Source organism: Campylobacter sp. IFREMER_LSEM_CL2256, from assembly GCF_025771645.1.
Lineage (GTDB): Bacteria > Campylobacterota > Campylobacteria > Campylobacterales > Campylobacteraceae > Campylobacter_D.
Genome location: NZ_JAKMQQ010000033.1, coordinates 1 through 1,058 on the forward strand (window position 1 = coordinate 1; position 1,058 = coordinate 1,058).

Consider the following 1,058-nt stretch of genomic DNA (forward strand, 5'->3'; position numbering starts at 1 on the left):
TCCATTTAAAGCTAATCCTATCATTAGTGTAAATACTATGGGTAAAGATTTAAGTAAAGAATTGCCTTATAAGAAGATTCCAATTCAATTAACTCTTGGCAAAACAAAACTAAATCCAAAATTAATTGAAATTGTGAGTATACTCGCAAGAGGCACTCCTTATGAAAAAATTAAATGGAGTATTGATGGTGATGGGAGATTGCCAAAAGAAAAATTAATTCCAAAATATTTTGATGGCAAAGGTATAGCATTAACTAAGTTCGAATCGATTTCACCTTATATGCGTCCAGTAATAGTAAGTGTTGAATATGAAGATGGAAGCGGAAAAGCTAGTAAAACGGCTGAATTTTATGGTGATGCCAACCCTAAAGTGAATCAACGGTATATTCCATTTAAAACAGGAGCGACTATTGAAATGTATGGATTCCTTCCAAATTCTATTGTTGAAGTTCAGCCAGATCAGTATCTTGGCTATGTTGATTTTGTAAATAAAGGAGTACTTCAAACTAACAATAAAGGGTCGGTTTTTTTAAATTTTAAACCTGTCACAAGTGTTACTAAGCATACTGGTAGAATTTTTAATCTTAAAGTGAAATATAAAAATAAGAAAGGTGATAATGTTGAGACAATTTTAGAAGGTTTTGAAGTGCAAAAAAAAATTCATGCAGCATTTGATTCTTGGAAAGATCCTTTTTCATGCTACACTACTGTAACTTTAACATTATATGATGGGATTCCAGGAGAAAAGGTTGATTTCTCTGGAACCAGCCTTAGCATTGGTTTTGGTCAAACTGGTCCAGTTATAGAAAGATGGGATGAAGCATTCAATAGCTCTAGTGTAGCAAAAGTTATAATATCGACTACATGGTGCACAAAACCATTAACTGACATTCCTGTATTTAATATGATATTTAGTACTTTTGGTAATGTTTCAGCTTTGAGACGAGAAGTTACTTTTGGCGGTGGAGATCATGAAATATTTTATTAGTCGGATATATAGGCACATTTTATAATGTTGTGGAAAAAGAAAGAAATATATGTCACTGTATAATTTTGTA

Annotated in this window: 1 protein-coding gene; it reads left to right on the top strand. The window is 31.9% G+C overall.

The annotated features are described in order from the left end of the window. Positions 1-988 (top strand): hypothetical protein (locus L8U00_RS07775; RefSeq protein WP_263709113.1); only part of this gene is annotated, 988 nt, incomplete at its 5' end. Between the last annotated feature and the right edge of the window lie 70 nt (positions 989-1,058).